This window comes from Microbacterium sp. X-17 (assembly GCF_039615055.1).
In genome coordinates, this window is record NZ_JBDHNI010000007.1 from 211,607 (window position 1) to 225,381 (window position 13,775).

Genomic DNA, 13,775 nt, shown 5'->3' on the forward strand with positions numbered 1-13,775 from the left:
CGATCCGGGCGGGGCCACCGGTGCGGCCGCACGGCCCTGATCGCGGGCTGGTTCACCTCGCCCGCGCCGAGTCGTTCGACGCACGAAGCTCTTCGACGCTATCAGGGTCCTCGCAGCGACCGCGAATCGAGAGCGGGTGAAACCGCGCGTGGCGACCCGCCGGGACCTACCGCGGAGAGCACGATTCCGGCAGAGTGAGCGCATGGCGAACTCCACAGGCGATCACCCCTGGCAGCGCGTCCCGATCGAGCCGCAGAGCGTCGACGCGCCGCTCTCGCGCGCAGCGGTCTTCCTCGTGGTGACGGTCGCGGACTCCCCCGACTCGGTCGCGATCGCGCGGGACGTGGTGGCGAACATCTCCGACATCGTCAAGACCGTGGGCTTCCGCGACCTGAACGCGCACCTGTCGTGCAACATCGGCGTCGGCGCGGAGTTCTGGGGCAGGCTGACGGACGCCGCTCCGCCGAAGGAGCTGCACCCGTTCGCGGAGATCCGGGGCGCGGTCCACACTGCGGTCTCCACCCCGGGCGACCTGCTGTTCCACATCCGCGCCGAGCGCGGCGACTTCTGCTTCGAGTTCGAGCGGCAGCTCCTGGACGCCCTCGGCGACGCGGTGACGGTGGTGGACGAGGTCGTGGGCTTCCGCTACTTCGACGCGCGCGACCTCCTCGGCTTCGTCGACGGCACGGCCAACCCCACCGGCGGCGACATGGCGGCGGCCGCGATCGTCGGCGACGAGGACCCGGCGTACGCCGGCGGCAGCTACGTGGTGGTCCAGAAGTACCTGCACGACCTCACCTCCTGGAACCGGCTGCCCGTGCCCTCGCAGGAGGGCGTCATCGGCCGCACGAAGGTGGAGAACATCGAGCTGCCGGACGTCGAGCACGGCCAGAAGGCGCACAAGACGCTCAACACGATCACCGACGAGGACGGCGTCGAGCACGACATCCTCCGCGACAACATGCCGTTCGGCAGGCCCGGCCACGGCGAGTTCGGCACCTACTTCATCGGCTACTCGCGCGACCTGTGGGTGATCGAACGGATGCTGGAGCGGATGTTCATCGGGGACCCGCCCGGCAGCCACGACCGCATCCTGGACTTCTCGACGGCGACGACGGGGACCACGTTCTTCGTGCCCACCCGGGGTTTCCTGGAGGGGCTCGGCGACTGACGACGGCGGGTGACGGCGCGGGTGAGTGCGGGCGCTGCCTGCCCTGTGACGCCGCGTGACGCGCGAGCGCGCAACAGGTCGTCATCTTCATGGCGACCGGAGGCGGCGGCAGGGTACAAAAGGCCATCATGTCGCGCATCTTCACGAGCAAGTTCAACCCGGGCCGCGCCCGCTGGGAGCTGGTGGTCAGCCCGCGCGGCGACGTCTACGCGTTCCCGCTGACGCTTCCGATCGCGCAGCGTCAGGCGCTCGGCGGCCACAAGCGCTACCTGGTCGGCAAGGTCGCTAAGCGGCAGGAGACCTGGACCGCCGCAGGGCCGTCCGGGCTCATCTACGGCACGACGTTCCCGACACTCCCTTCGGCCCTGGAGGCCATCGCCGACGAGGTCGACCTCGCCCCGGTTCCGTAGCGTCAGGCGGACTTGAGGAGGGCGTCCTCCAGGGCGACCCACGGGAGCATCGCGCACTTGACGCGCGTGACGTAGCGCGAGACCCCGGCCAGCGCGACGGCGTCGCCCAGCAGCTCCTCGTCGCCCTCCAGGGCGCCCTTGGACTGCATCAGCTCGCGGAACGCCGCGATCGACGCCGCCAGCTCCGCGCGGTCCGTGTCGTGCACCAGGTCGCTGAGCAGCGAGGCCGACGCGGTCGAGATCGAGCAGCCGTGCCCCTCCCAGCTGATCGCGTGGATGCGGCCGTCCGCGGCGGGGTGCACGCCCACCGTGACCTCGTCGCCGCAGGTCGGGTTGTACTGGTGCGAACTCGCCGCGGCGTCCTCCCGCAGGCCGTAGCCGTGCTTCTCGCGCGCGTGGTCGAGGATGACCTGCTGGTACAGGCTCTGCAGGTCGCTCATCGGTCGATCACCCCGAAGAAGTCGCGGGAGTCGGCGACGGCCGCCACAGCGGCGTCCACCTCGTCCGCCGTGTTGTAGAGGTACGCGCTGATCCGGGTGGAGGCCGTGACCCCGAACCGGCGGTGCACCGGCTGCGCGCAGTGGTGGCCGACGCGCACCGCGATGCCGCGATCGTCCAGGAACTGGCCGACGTCGTGCGCGTGGATGCCGTCCACGACGAAGCTGGCGAGGCCCACCCGCTCCACGTCGGGACCGGGGCCGAGCACCCGCACGCCGGGGATCGCCGCGAGCCCGGCGAGCATCCGCGCGCCCAGCTCCGCCTCGTGCGCCTCGATCGCCGGCATCCCGACCGCGTCGAGGTAGTCGACGGCAGCGGCCAGGGCGACGGCCTGCGACACCCGCTGCGTGCCGGCCTCGAAGCGCTGCGGCGCGGGCAGGTACTCGGCGTGGTCGAGCGTCACGGTCGTGATCATGGAGCCGCCCGTGAGGAACGGCGGCAGCGCGTCGAGCAGCTCGGTGCGGCCGTAGAGGCCGCCGACGCCGGTCGGGCCGAGCATCTTGTGGCCCGAGAACACCGCGAAGTCGACGTCGAGCGCGGGAAGGTCCACGGCGAGGTGCGGAACGGACTGGCAGGCGTCGAGCACGGCGAGCGCGCCCTGGGCGTGCGCGAGCGCCACCAGCTCGGCGACCGGGTTGATCGCGCCGAGCACGTTCGAGACGTGGGTGAAGGCGACGACCTTGGTGCGCGGTCCGATCAGCTCGGCCGCCTGGTCGAGCCGGAGCAGCCCGTCGTCGGTCAGCCCGATCACGCGGAGGGTCGCGCCGGTGCGCGCGGCCAGCTCCTGCCACGGGATGAGGTTGGCGTGGTGCTCGGCCTCCGTGACGACCAGCTCGTCGCCCGGGCCGACCCGGAACCGCTCGGCCGCCGCGCCGCCGCGGCCGGCCGACGCGTTCGACATCCCGTACGCCAGGAGGTTCAGTCCCTCCGTCGCGTTGGAGGTCCAGACCAGCTGCTCGGGGCGGGCGCCGACGAAGCGCGCCACGCGGGCGCGGGCGTCCTCGAACAGTTCGGTGGCCTCCCCGGCGACGGTGTGGGCGCCGCGATGCACGGCGGACGTGAACCGCTCCGCGAAGTCGCGTTCGGCGTCGAGCACCTGCCGGGGCTTCTGGGAGGTGGCGCCGGAGTCGAGGTAGACGAAGGGGTGCCCGTTCACCTCGCGGGAGAGGATCGGGAAGTCCGAGCGGAGCCGGACAGTGTCGAGGGTGTCGGTGCGCATACTGTGGTCAACGCTACCGGGGTTCGCTGCAATCCCGCCGTGCGTGACGACCTCGGCTGCCGCGGTCCGCCGCCGGTAGGCTCGGGGCATGGTCGAACGGACGAACGGGTCCCCGTGGTTCTTCATCGGCGGCGTCCTGCTCGTCGTGGTGGGGCTCGGCGTTCCGCTCCTGGTCGACGCGGCGACCGGTGACGTGCAGTGGCTCGTCCGCGGCGCCGGGGTGCTCGTCGCGATCGGCGGCGGGGTGCTGATCGGGTTCGGGCTGCGGAGGCGCCGAGGGCGCTGACCGCGAGCGCCCGGCTCCGCTTCGCGCTCAGTCGGCCGCCGCGCGCGCCAGGTCGCGCAGTTCGACCAGTCGTCCCGCCGCGCCGCCGTGCCCGCCGCGGATCGCGATGTGCTGCCGCGCCGGCGGCGTGAACGCGGCGTCCAGCGCGTAGGTCACCATGAGCAGGTAGAACCGCAGCAGCCGGGAGGCGTCCGCCCGCAGCCGCTCCTGCTCCGGCTCGCACGTCATCCCGTCGAGCCAGCGCGAGAGCTGGGTGAACGCGATCCGGAGCCGCAGGCCCTGACGCGCGTCCGCGGCGCTCAGCCGGCGGTCGGCCTGCCGCACCCCGACCGGGCGCCCCGGCTCTCCCGCCACGGCGCACCGCTCCAGGAGGCTCTCGGCGGCGGAGAGGTGCGAGACCGCCTCCTCCAGCACGGCGAGCAGGGTCAGCGCGCTCAGGCCGTCCTCGGCGAGCGCGACGGAGTCGGCGCTGCGCGTCCTGGCGAACCACCCCATGGGGCGCCTCCCTCCTGCCGGCCTCCTGCTGGAGTGGGACCGATTCTACGCTCGCCTACCCCCGATGTCCGGCCTGATCAAGGTCCTTCTCCGAGGGCCGGAACGGGGCTATCGTCCGCCGCGGCAGTTCTGACGACGCGCCCGTCGCACCGGCGGGTGAAAGTGGAGGAGGCAGCGAGATGACGGACCGTAGACCCCCAGCTGACGAACCGACGGAGACCCGCGCGTACGAGCCGGGGACCCGGGCGTACGACGCGGCTCCCGCAGACGCGACGGCGGCCGGCGCAGGCGCGCACCGGGCGGCGGGCGAGCCGGTGGAGGACGGCATCGACGACCCGGCCCCCACGCGCCGGGTGGACGAGCGCCCGGTGGACGACCGCCGGGTGGACGACCGCTCCCTCGACGAGGAGCCGGTGGACGAGTACCCGCGCGCCGCGCGCTACCCGAGCGACACCCAGGAGGAGACGGACGAGGCCCTCCGGGTCGACGGCAACCGCACCCTCCGCGAGAACGTGGTCGCCCGTGAGCGCAGCGAGTTCGGCGGGATGAAGTTCGGCGCGGCCTTCTTCGGCTGGCTCACCGCGACCGGGATGGCGGTCATCCTGACCGCGCTGGTCGCCGCGGCGGGAGCGGCCGTCGGGCTCGGCGCGTCCGGCGGAAGCGGGAACGCCGCAGCGAACGAGGCCAACAAGAACGCCGCGACGATCGGCGTCGTCGGCGCGATCGCGCTCGTCGTGATCGCGTTCGTCGCCTACTACTGCGGCGGCTACGTCGCGGGCCGGATGGCGCGCTTCGACGGCGCCCGCCAGGGCCTCGCGGTGTGGATCTGGGCGATCATCATCGCGGTGGTCGTCGCCATCCTCACCCTCATCCTCGGCGCCCAGTACAACATCCTCGGCAGCATCAACGGCTTCCCCCGCATCCCGCTGGACGAGGGCGCCGTCACCGCGACCGGCATCATCACCGCCGTGGCCGTGGCGATCGTCAGCCTCGCGGGCGCCGTGCTCGGCGGCGTGGCGGGCATGCGGTACCACCGCCGGGTGGACCGCGTCGGCCTGGGGAGCTGACCGCCCGAGTCGACGTTCGGGTCTCGAACAGAGAGGTGCGGCCGGTCTCATCCCGTCCTGTGGATGAGATCGGCCGCACCGTCACCCGCATCATGGAGTGACCTTCGGTCCGCGGAACCCCCGTACCGCTGTCCCGGTCGGACGATTCTCCTCGCTCGGGGTTACGAGCAGGTGAACCGCAGGCTGTGACTACCCCCAGAACGGGTGCTTCAGGCTGAGGATCCTCCGATGCGGGTCCGCCGGGCGATAGTGTCGGTGCACCCCGATCGAGGAGCCCGATGAGCCAGTTGCCGCCGCCCGGCTGGTACCCCGACGCCGACGCCCGGTTCCAGCGCTGGTGGGACGGCCTCCGCTGGACGGACGCGGTCCGCCCGCTGGCCCCCTCCGCGCCGGTCGCCGGCCCTCCCCCGACCAACGGCTTCGCCACCGCCTCGCTCGTCGCGGGTGTGGTCGCCGTCGCGGTCGTCGTGCTGGCGCTGGCCGTCGGCGGCGGCATCGACCCGCTCCTCGCCCTGCTGATCCTGGTCGGTGTCGGGCTGTCCGTCGGCTTCGGCATCCCGGCGCTGATCCGCGCGGGACGCCTGGCGCCGCACGTCGGTCGGGCGCGCGCGATCTGGGGGATCTGCCTGGGCGGCGGGGCGCTGCTGGGATGCGTGCTCGCGGTGCTGCTGGTGTTCGGCGCCATGCCGGTGAACGGCGGGACGAACGCGGACACTGCGGCGGCAGCCGCGACGGCGTGAGCCGCTGATCGACTTCGATGTGGAGGAAGAGATGACCGACAACCCTGAGACCCCTGCGCCGGTGGAACCGGAGGCGGCCTTCGCGCCGGTGGCGCCCGGCGCTCCCGTCGCGCCCGGGTGGGCGAACGCGCAGCCGGCCGCCGGTGCCTGGCCGACGCAGCCGCCCGCGCCGGCGCCCGCCGCTCCGAAGTCGCCCAGGCTGGGCCGGGTGGCGATGATCATGGCCATCTGCGTGATCAGCGTGTCCGTCCTGGCCTCCGTGCTGCAGGGCCTGTTCGGGACGACGCTCCGCACCTACAACACGGGTTCGAGCGCAGGCTTCAACCTCCACCCGGACCAGGGCTGGTTCGGCATCCAGATGCTCCTCGGCTCGGTGTTCGGCATCTGGGCCCTGACGCAGGGCATCGTGGCAGTCGCCCAGAACCGCGGCCGCCGCAACGGCATCGTCGCGATCATCCTGGCGGGGGCTGCGCCGCTCGTCAGTGTGATCGTGTGGACGGCGCTGGGGTTCGCGTTCGGGCAGCACGTGCAGGGGTGAGGGGGCGGCTGCCGAGCGTGGCTTTCCCGTCCGCGCACGCGGTGATCGTATCGCAACGGGTGCTGCCGGTCAGCGATTCGAGGCTCGCCTCACCAGAGGATCATCGCTTTCCACGTCGCTCGGGACGCTCTTCGGGATGGGAAACCGCCCGGACCAGTCCCAGTTCTTCGTGTTCACGCCGGGGTACCACTGCACGGGGTTGTCCGATTGGACCCGCGGGATCGCCGGTGCGTCGAAGCGTCCGGCAGGCGGGACGTACGGGACGCGACTGCGTGCCTTGAAGGCGGAGATCCCGGAGACGATCCCGCCGGCGAGAGCGGCGAAGCCGATCAGGAGCAACCACGACCGGCCGAAATCGCCGGCCACCATGCCCACGATGGTGGCGGGGATGGTGAGGTACGCGACGACCAGAGCGGTTGCCACCCCGATCAGTCGGAGCGTCTGGGCCGTGTGCGGTGTCATGCTCGCCTCCCCCTGCAGCGGATGAGCACCATGATAGGTCGGGTAGTCAGAACCGTCTATGGCCCGGTTGCCAGCGGTGTACCTCGCCCACCATGGGCGCTCCGGCTGCTCACCTCTCACCGGCTCGTCTTGCCGACGACGAGGAGCCGTCCGGCTCGGTGAACGCTGAGCCGTCAGCAGCGGGAGCCTCCCCAAGGTTCCGCTCCACGCGGTCGATGCCTGCGAGCTGCCGGCGGGCGCCGATGGGGTACCAGATCGCGATCCCGAGGAACACCACGAGGAAGACGACATCGAGGACCAGGCGCGTCGGGTCCGTGACGATGAGGTAGACGGCCAACGCAGAGAACACCCCGAACACAAGCGGCCCGAGCCAGCGCACCAGCCGGGCCTGCCGTCGCCGTCGTTCCAGCAGCGGACGCCATTCCTCCGCGGGCGCGTCGGCGGGCGCCCGGCCGGCCTTGATCGCGTCGGTCACCGCCTGCGCCTTCGAGACACCGCCGGCCGCGCGGCGCTGCCGGGCGGCGAACAGTGCGAACAGCACGCCGAAGACGACAGCGCCGATGACCGCGACGGCCGCGCTTCGCCAGCCGGTCCGCTGCATGCCGGTTGCGAGGTTCAGGCCGTAGGTCAGCACTCCGAAGAGGCCCCCGGTCACGATCCCGACGACGTACACGGGTTGCCGGCTCATCCACTGTCTCACGATCGCTCCGTCCCCATCGGTGGAGGTGCCAGGGACCGCCGGCGCCCTCTGCAGCGAACACCGAAACTGAGTACGCGTCAACTATCTGCCGCGGGCGACACCACCCCCCGGCAACGAAAAAAGGCCCGGAATTCCGGGCCTTTCTCACGTCATCGTCTTGCTGGGGTACCTGGACTCGAACCAAGAACAACTGAACCAGAATCAGCCGTGTTGCCAATTACACCATACCCCAAGGGCTTCGGACCGTGGTCCGGGCACGAGATACAACAATAGCCTATGCTTCGCCGCTTCCACAAAACGCGGGCGGGCCGGGCGAGCCGTCGCCCGGCGCCTCCCGTTCACGCCGCGACAGCGGCCGTCTCCTCCTCCTCCGGGGTCGCCGCGAGGGTGTCGTCGGCGGCCCGGCGACGGCGCACCGTGAGCAGGTGGCTGACGCCGATCAGCGCCAGTCCCGCCGTCGCCCACAGCGCCAGGCGCAGGCCGTCGAATCCGAATTCCTGGCCAGGAAGGTACGTCAGCGCCCGCGCGGAGTCCAGCCAGGCGGCTCCCGTCCAGAACGTGCTGAGGCCCGCGAAGAACGGCGGTTGCATGTTCTGCGGGAAGATGCCGCCGGAGGTCGTCACGTTGAGCATGACGAACAGCAGGGTGAGGACCGGGGTGGTCCAGCGGCCGAGCATGGGGTGAAGGCCGACGCCGATTGTGATGATTCCGAAGGTGTAGAGGGCGCCGAGGAGGCCGATGCTCCACTCGTTTCCGGCGAGCACGTGGAAGAGCGGGCCAGCGACCACGGTCGTGATCGCGGAGACGACGACGGCGGTCGCGGCGGACACGGCGATCCGCCAGCCGATGCCGAGCCGGCCGGCGACCGCGGAGATGGCGATCGCGCTGGAGTAGCCGCCGACGCTCATCGCCACCATCATGAAGAACAGGCCCTGGCCGGTCATGTCGTCTGCCGGCACCGGGCGCACGTCGTCGATGGTGACCGGCAGGTGCTGCTGGTAGGCGATCGGGAGCATCAGCTCCTCGGCAGCGGAAGCCTCGGCCGGGGACGCGGCGGTGGACACGATGATCGTCGCGTGCGTCGCGTCGGTCGCATACGCCGCGGAGAGTGTCCCGTCGGCGACCTCCGCCCTCGCCTTCGCGGCCGTCGCGACCGTGCTCACGTCGAGCGCGCTGGGGGCCTTGTCGTTGAGCGTCTGCGCGAAGACGTCGGCCGCCGGGCCCTGGCCGACGATCCCGACGGGGATGTTGTCCGGCTGGGCCGCGTGGAACGCGCCGAGGTAGGCCAGCGCCATCCCGGCCGCGAGGAACAGCGGGATGACGATGTGCGACCCGAGCGCCTTCCAGAAGGCGGCGGGCGGCCAGAAGCGCGGCGGCCGGGCGACGGCGGGGACGGGGGCGATGCGGTGCGCGGACATGCGGCGAGGTGATCCTCTCGGTTGAGTTGCAGAACGCAACGTACAATAGACGGTTGTATTGTGCAACTCCAATTCCGGTAGGGTGGAGGGATGACGGCCCCGACAGCGCCTGACAACCGCGACCCCATCGCCCGCGTCCAGCGCGAGCTCCTCACCCTCGGCCGGCGCGGGACGGCGCGCGTGCGGCGGGAGGACGAAGCGCTGTCGGTGGTGGACCGCTCGCTCCTCACCTACATCCAGGAGAACCCCGGCTGCCGGGCGATCGACATCGCGACGCACTTCCAGCTCAACCGCTCCACGGTGTCGCGCCAGCTCGCCGCCCTGCTGGAGCACGGCTACGTCGCGTCCGACGACGAGACGGCGGGAGGATCGCGCGGCATCGCCCTCCGGCTCACCCCTGCGGGCAGCGCCGCCTTCGACCGCTCCACCCGCACCGTGCTGGACTCGGTCGCGCGGCGGCTGGCCGGCTGGACGGAGGACGACCTGGAGGCCTTCGCGCGCATGCTCGAGCGCTACAACGCGGAACCCGACGAGTAGCGCGCGAAACAGGCGATCGAGGGGCACGTAAACGCCCCTAAAACCGCGTTTTAGGGGCGTTTACGTGCCCCTCGGCGGATGCGGGCTACAGGACGGCGCGCTCGTCGACCGCGAGGCCGATGAGGTCGCGGTTGACCGCGGCGGCGACGACGGCACCCGACCCCGCTGCCACGATGAGCTGCTGCGGCCCCGGCGCGGTGGTCTCCCCCGCGGCGTACACGCCGGGCAGCGACGTGCGGCCGTGCGCGTCCGTCACCAGGTAGCCGTCGGTGTCCCTGTCGAGGTCGAGCGCGTCGGCGAACGAGAGGGCGGGAGTCCACACCGGCCTCACGAATCCGCCCGCCCGGGGCACCACGGTCCCGTCCACCAGGCGGACGCCGGTCATGGCGCCCTTCTCCCCCACGACGTCGTCGATCGGCCGGCGCTCGACGCCGACGCCGAGCCGCGCAAGGGCGCGCTCCTCGTCGTCCCCGATCGGCGCGACGCCGTTGGTGAAGACGATCAGGTCGTCCGTCCACTGGGTGAGCAGCAGCGCGCGCTCGGCCAGGTCGGCCGTCTCGCCGATCAACGCGAGCGGCTCCCCGGCCTTCTCGAAGCCGTCGCACTCCAGGCAGCTGTGCAGCTGGGTGCCGTAGAAGGCGCGCAGGCTCGGGAGGGCGGGCATCGTCTCGGCCACGCCGGTCGCGATGACGACCGTGTCCGCCACGGCGTCGACATCCGCGCCGCCCCGCACGCCCGTGCCGCGCACGCGGAAGCCGTCCGCGTCCACGGTCACGGACTCCACCTGGGCGAACACCACGTCGGCGTCGTCGTACCCGGAGACCTCCTCGCGGCCGAGCCGGCGCAGCTCCGCGGGCGGCACGCCGTCGCGGCTGAGGAAGCCGTGCGCCTGCAGCGTCGCCGCGTGGCGCGGCCGGTTGCCGTCCACGACGAGCACCCGCCGCCGTGCACGCGCCAGGTTGAGCGCGGCGCTGAGGCCGGCCGGGCCGCCCCCGACGACGATGACTTCGACGCTCGCCCCCACGGTCCCGCCTAGCTCAGGCTCGCCGACAGCGCGTCCAGCCGGGCGAGCGACTCGGCCTTGCCGAGGATCTCCATCGACTCGAACAGCGGAGGCGACACCCGGCGACCGGAGACGGCGACCCGCAGCGGCCCGAACGCCACGCGCGGCTTGAGCCCGAGGGCCTCCACCAGGGCGTCACGCAGGGCGGCCTCGATCACGTCGTGCGTCCACTCCGCCTCCGGCACGGCCTCCAGCGCGCCGAGGGACGCGGCCAGCACCTCGCCGGCGTTGTCGGGCAGCGACGCGCGGGCGTCGGCCTCGACGGTCAGCGACGCGGCGTCCGTGAACAGGAAGCCCAGCATCCCGGGCGTCTCGCCGAGCAGCTGCACGCGCTCCTGCACGAGCGGCGCGGCCTCGGCCAGCACCGCGAGCTGGGCGTCCGTCAGCGGCTCGGTGACCAGGCCAGCGGCGACCAGGTACGGGATGGTCCGCTCGGCGAAGTCGCCGACCTCCAGCAGCCGGATGTGGTCGCCGTTGATCGACTCGGCCTTCTTCTGGTCGAAGCGGGCCGGGTTCGGGTTCACGTCGGCGACGTCGAACGCGGCGACCAGCTCGTCGATGGAGAACACGTCGCGGTCGTGGGTCAGTGACCAGCCGAGGAGCGCCAGGTAGTTGACCAGGCCCTCCGGGATGAAGCCGCGGTCGCGGTGGTGGAACAGGTTCGACTCCGGGTCGCGCTTGGAGAGCTTCTTGTTGCCCTCGCCCATCACGTACGGGAGGTGGCCGAACCGCGGCACGAAGGTCGTCACGCCGGCGTCGATGAGCGCGTGGTACAGCGCGATCTGCCGCGGGGTGGAGGACAGCAGGTCCTCGCCGCGGAGCACGTGCGTCACGCCCATGAGCGCGTCGTCCACCGGGTTCACGAACGTGTAGAGCGGGTGGCCGTTCGGCCGCACGACGACGAAGTCGCTGAACGAGCCGGCCGGGAAGGTGATCTCGCCGCGCACCAGGTCGTCGAAGCTGAGGTCGTCGTCCGGCACGCGCAGGCGCAGCGCGGGCTCGCGGCCCTCCGCACGGTAGGCGGCCTTCTGGTCGGCGGTGAGGTCGCGCTCGAAGTTGTCGTAGCCGAGCTTCGGGTCGCGGCCGAGCGAGACGTTGCGCGCCTCGATCTCCTCGCCGGTGGCGAAGCTCTCGTAGATGTGGCCGGAGGCCTTCAGCCTCTCGATCAGGTCGCGGTAGATGTCGTACCGCTGCGACTGCCGGTACGGCTCGTTCGGGCCGCCGGCGTCGATCCCCTCGTCCCAGTCGATGCGCAGCCAGCGCAGCGCGTCGATGATCATCGCGTACGACTCCTCGCTGTCGCGCGCGGCGTCGGTGTCCTCGATGCGGAAGATCAGCTTGCCGCCGGTGTGCCGGGCGTACGCCCAGTTGAACAGCGCGGTGCGGATCAGGCCGACGTGCGGGGTGCCGGTGGGCGACGGGCAGAACCGGACGCGGACGTCCGCTCCGGTCGCGGTGGAGAAGGGGTGCGGATCGTTGTCAGACATCGCTTGAAATCCTACTTGGGAGTGCGCACCGGATTCACCAGCGAGCCGACGCCTTCGACCTCCACCTCGACGGTGTCGCCCGCGACGATCGGCCCGACGCCCGCCGGGGTCCCGGTGAGGATGACGTCGCCCGGCAGCAGCGTGAACACGCTCGACGCGTACGCGACGATCGACGGGATATCGTGCACCATCTCCGAGATGCGCGCCTCCTGCTTGAGCTCGCCGTTGACCCGCGTGCGCAGGAAGGCCTCCGGGTTCAGCTCGGTCTCGATCACCGGCCCGAGCGGGCAGAAGGTGTCGAAGCCCTTCGCGCGCGTCCACTGGCCGTCCGCCTTCTGGAGGTCGCGCGCCGTGACGTCGTTCGCCACCGTGTAGCCGAAGATGTGCTCGGCCGCCTTCTCCGCGGGGACGTGGCGGGCGATCTTGCCGATCACGACCGCCAGCTCGCCCTCGTACTCGACCTGCTGCGACTGCGGCGGCAGCAGGATGGCGTCGCCGAGGCCGATCACGGCGGTGTTGGGCTTCAGGAAGAGCAGCGGCTCGCCCGGCGCCTCGCCGCCCATCTCGGCGGCGTGCTCGCGGTAGTTCTTCCCGACAGCGACGACCTTCGAGCGCGGGATGACCGGCGCCAGCAGCGAGCCGACCTGGCCGAGCGGCACGCGCTCCCCCGTCGTGTCGAGGCCGGCGAACATCGGGTCGCCGGCGAGGACGACCAGGGCGTCGTCGTCGACGATGCCGTAGTCGATGACCGGAGTCTGGTCGGAGGGACGCGTGTGGCTGAACCGTGCGATCTTCACGCGTTCGAGCCTAGCGCCGCGACGATGCGGGCGATGGCCGGGGTGAGGATGCCGTCGCGGGCGCCGACACGCAACAGGGCGCCGCCGATCGCGTCCAGCTCGTTCGCGTGGCCGTCGGCGAGGTCCTCCTGCAGGGAGGTGCGCATCCCGCCCGGGACGCTGTGCAGCACGCGGACGAGGTCGAGCGCCGAGGTCGGCACGCCCTCCGCGGTCGAGCACGCGACGATCTCGGAGACGACCGCCTCGGTCAGCTCCGGGTCCTCGCTGAGCGCGGGACCGGCCGACTGCCGCCAGTAGGAGGTCAGCAGCGCCAGCGCCGACAGCAGCCGGAACTTCGCCCACAGCACCTCGGCCTCCGTGCCGCCGACCTTCACCCGCGGGCCGGCGTCCGTCAGCGCGCGGATGGACGCGAAGCCGCCCGCGGCCTCCGGCGCCTCGATGTTCACGAACGGGCTGCGGTGGTCGATCACGGTCGTGGAGGCGCGCAGCGCCGACACCGCGACGGACGCTCCGGCGACCGGGACGCCGGGCAGCGCCTGGCGCAGCGGTCCCATGTGCTCGACGCCGTTGAGGAACGACACCACCTCGCTCGGCCGCGCCGCCGCGATGCCGGGGAGGACGTCCTCCAGCCCGTACGCCTTGGTCGCCACGATGACGCTCGCGCCCTCCGGCACCTCGGTGGTGGCGGAGACGCGCTCGACGCCGTCGCCGAAGGTGGCGCTGCGCACCTCGATGCCGTCGGCGCGGATGGCGGCCACGGTCGCCGGGCGGCCCACCGCCACGACATCGTGACCGGCGCGGGACAGCAGCCAGGCGAACAGGCCGCCGACCGCTCCGGGACCGACGACGGCGAAGACGGGTTCGGAGGCGCTCATGGCTCGATCGTA

17 protein-coding genes and 1 tRNA gene are annotated in these 13,775 nt (G+C 72.0%); 7 read left to right on the plus strand and 11 right to left on the minus strand.

Annotation, left to right across the window (positions count from 1 at the left end; genetic code table 11):
* The first annotated feature begins 202 nt into the window (after positions 1–202).
* Together ABCS02_RS30010 and ABCS02_RS30015 are read left to right on the plus strand one after the other, a co-directional pair.
* Complete coding sequence (locus ABCS02_RS30010) at positions 203–1,171, plus strand: Dyp-type peroxidase (RefSeq protein ID WP_345839377.1); 969 nt, start codon at positions 203–205, stop codon at positions 1,169–1,171.
* A 128-nt stretch (positions 1,172–1,299) separates the two neighbouring features.
* The gene (locus ABCS02_RS30015) at positions 1,300–1,581 is read left to right on the plus strand and encodes a hypothetical protein (RefSeq protein WP_345839378.1); all 282 of its coding nucleotides are present in this window, start codon (positions 1,300–1,302) and stop codon (positions 1,579–1,581) included.
* Between the two features lie 2 nt (positions 1,582–1,583).
* Here ABCS02_RS30015 and sufU read toward each other — a convergent pair whose 3' ends face one another.
* Together sufU and ABCS02_RS30025 are read right to left on the minus strand one after the other, a co-directional pair.
* Complete coding sequence (gene sufU / locus ABCS02_RS30020; protein WP_345839379.1) at positions 1,584–2,021, minus strand: Fe-S cluster assembly sulfur transfer protein SufU; 438 nt, start codon at positions 2,019–2,021, stop codon at positions 1,584–1,586.
* Positions 2,018–3,298, minus strand: a complete 1,281-nt coding sequence (locus ABCS02_RS30025) for a SufS family cysteine desulfurase (RefSeq protein ID WP_345839380.1) — start codon at positions 3,296–3,298, stop codon at positions 2,018–2,020. The genes sufU and ABCS02_RS30025 overlap by 4 nt, the downstream gene beginning before the upstream one ends.
* Before the next feature lie 88 nt (positions 3,299–3,386).
* Between ABCS02_RS30025 and ABCS02_RS30030 the strand changes: the two genes are divergently transcribed.
* Positions 3,387–3,584: a hypothetical protein gene (locus tag ABCS02_RS30030; RefSeq protein WP_345839381.1), complete on the plus strand. Its 198-nt coding sequence runs from the start codon at positions 3,387–3,389 to the stop codon at positions 3,582–3,584.
* 27 nt (positions 3,585–3,611) lie between these two features.
* Here the strand turns inward: ABCS02_RS30030 and ABCS02_RS30035 are convergent, their stop codons facing one another.
* Positions 3,612–4,079 (minus strand): hypothetical protein, encoded by a 468-nt coding sequence (locus ABCS02_RS30035; protein WP_345839382.1) that lies wholly within the window; start codon positions 4,077–4,079, stop codon positions 3,612–3,614.
* Between the two features lie 179 nt (positions 4,080–4,258).
* On the opposite strand from ABCS02_RS30035, the gene ABCS02_RS30040 reads away from it, so the two are divergent.
* The 3 genes from ABCS02_RS30040 (at position 4,259) to ABCS02_RS30050 (ending at position 6,424) form a co-directional block, all read left to right on the plus strand.
* Positions 4,259–5,146, plus strand: a complete 888-nt coding sequence (locus ABCS02_RS30040) for a hypothetical protein (RefSeq protein WP_345839383.1) — start codon at positions 4,259–4,261, stop codon at positions 5,144–5,146.
* Between the two features lie 278 nt (positions 5,147–5,424).
* Entirely contained in the window at positions 5,425–5,886 is a 462-nt protein-coding gene (locus ABCS02_RS30045; protein ID WP_345839384.1) for a DUF2510 domain-containing protein, read from the plus strand.
* Positions 5,887–5,917: 31 nt separating this feature from the next.
* Positions 5,918–6,424 (plus strand): hypothetical protein, encoded by a 507-nt coding sequence (locus tag ABCS02_RS30050; RefSeq protein WP_345839385.1) that lies wholly within the window; start codon positions 5,918–5,920, stop codon positions 6,422–6,424.
* A gap of 69 nt (positions 6,425–6,493) precedes the next feature.
* Here the strand turns inward: ABCS02_RS30050 and ABCS02_RS30055 are convergent, their stop codons facing one another.
* The 4 genes from ABCS02_RS30055 to ABCS02_RS30070 form a co-directional block, all read right to left on the minus strand.
* Positions 6,494–6,886: a hypothetical protein gene (locus ABCS02_RS30055; RefSeq protein WP_345839386.1), complete on the minus strand. Its 393-nt coding sequence runs from the start codon at positions 6,884–6,886 to the stop codon at positions 6,494–6,496.
* A 109-nt stretch (positions 6,887–6,995) separates the two neighbouring features.
* The gene (locus ABCS02_RS30060) at positions 6,996–7,574 is read right to left on the minus strand and encodes a hypothetical protein (RefSeq protein WP_345839387.1); all 579 of its coding nucleotides are present in this window, start codon (positions 7,572–7,574) and stop codon (positions 6,996–6,998) included.
* 172 nt (positions 7,575–7,746) lie between these two features.
* Positions 7,747–7,818, minus strand: a tRNA-Gln gene (locus ABCS02_RS30065).
* Positions 7,819–7,924: 106 nt separating this feature from the next.
* Positions 7,925–9,004 (minus strand): hypothetical protein, encoded by a 1,080-nt coding sequence (locus tag ABCS02_RS30070; RefSeq protein ID WP_345839388.1) that lies wholly within the window; start codon positions 9,002–9,004, stop codon positions 7,925–7,927.
* Between the two features lie 90 nt (positions 9,005–9,094).
* Between ABCS02_RS30070 and ABCS02_RS30075 the strand changes: the two genes are divergently transcribed.
* On the plus strand, positions 9,095–9,541 hold the full coding sequence (locus ABCS02_RS30075) for a MarR family winged helix-turn-helix transcriptional regulator (protein ID WP_345839389.1): 447 nt from the start codon (positions 9,095–9,097) through the stop codon (positions 9,539–9,541).
* An 85-nt stretch (positions 9,542–9,626) separates the two neighbouring features.
* Here ABCS02_RS30075 and ABCS02_RS30080 read toward each other — a convergent pair whose 3' ends face one another.
* The 4 genes from ABCS02_RS30080 to ABCS02_RS30095 are packed head-to-tail and all read right to left on the minus strand — an operon-like array spanning position 9,627 to position 13,763.
* Positions 9,627–10,565, minus strand: a complete 939-nt coding sequence (locus ABCS02_RS30080) for an NAD(P)/FAD-dependent oxidoreductase (RefSeq protein ID WP_345839390.1) — start codon at positions 10,563–10,565, stop codon at positions 9,627–9,629.
* Positions 10,566–10,573: 8 nt separating this feature from the next.
* Positions 10,574–12,091: a glutamate--tRNA ligase gene (gene gltX, locus ABCS02_RS30085; protein ID WP_345839391.1), complete on the minus strand. Its 1,518-nt coding sequence runs from the start codon at positions 12,089–12,091 to the stop codon at positions 10,574–10,576.
* Between the two features lie 11 nt (positions 12,092–12,102).
* A complete protein-coding gene (locus ABCS02_RS30090) occupies positions 12,103–12,888 on the minus strand; it encodes a fumarylacetoacetate hydrolase family protein (protein ID WP_345839392.1) in 786 nt (261 codons plus the stop codon).
* On the minus strand, positions 12,885–13,763 hold the full coding sequence (locus tag ABCS02_RS30095) for a 2-dehydropantoate 2-reductase N-terminal domain-containing protein (protein WP_345839393.1): 879 nt from the start codon (positions 13,761–13,763) through the stop codon (positions 12,885–12,887). Before ABCS02_RS30095 ends, ABCS02_RS30090 begins: the two co-directional genes overlap by 4 nt.
* Positions 13,764–13,775 lie beyond the last annotated feature (12 nt).